This window comes from Nonomuraea longicatena (assembly GCF_039525605.1).
GTDB classification, from domain to species: Bacteria; Actinomycetota; Actinomycetes; order Streptosporangiales; family Streptosporangiaceae; genus Nonomuraea; species Nonomuraea longicatena.
Map to the genome: position 1 here is coordinate 1 of NZ_BAAAHQ010000093.1, position 727 is coordinate 727.

The 727-nt window shown below is 66.9% G+C and carries 1 protein-coding gene; it reads left to right on the forward strand.

All coding sequences use genetic code 11. The annotated features are described in order from the left end of the window. A partial coding sequence (locus ABD120_RS39365) for an IS630 family transposase (protein WP_343955589.1) occupies window positions 1-727 on the forward strand: 727 nt, incomplete at both ends.

Below are 727 nucleotides of genomic sequence, written 5' to 3' on the forward strand. Positions count from 1 at the left end.
CGCCGGCCACTCCACCTGGAGCCTGCGCACCCTGGCCGAACACCTCCTCGCCCGTGGGGTGGTGAAGGCCCTCAGCCGCGAGCACCTGCGGCGCATCCTGCGTGAGGGCGGTGTGAGCTGGCAGACCACCACCACGTGGAAGGCGTCCAACGACCCGCATTTCATCGACAAGATGCGGCGGGTGCTGGAGTTGTACGACCGCCCACCCGCCGACGGGAGGGTGATCTGCGTCGATGAGTTCGGCCCGTTGAACCTGCTGCCCCGCAGGGGTAAACGGTGGCGGCCGGCTGGGAGCCCGGCCCGGTTACGGGCTACCTACAACCGTTACTTCGGTGTCATGCACATGATCGCCGCGTTGGATCTGGCCACCGGCAGGCTCTACTACCGCATCCGCCGGCGTAAGCGGTGGCGGGAGTTTCTGTCCTTCCTCAAGACGCTGCGCTCGCGGTGGCCCGGCGAGAGGTTGTACGTGATCATGGACAACTATTCGCCGCACAAGCATCCCCGGGTCCGGGCCTGGGCCGCCGACAACGACGTCGAGCTGGTGTTCCTGCCGACCTACGGCTCGTGGTTGAACTGGATCGAGTCCGAGTTCGCCGCGTTGCGCTACTACGCCCTCAACGGCACCGACCACCGCACTCACGACGAGCAGAACGCGGCGATCGGTGGCTACGTCCGCTGGCGCAACGCACGGGCACGACCGAAGATCAGCTTCGCCGCCAGCTCA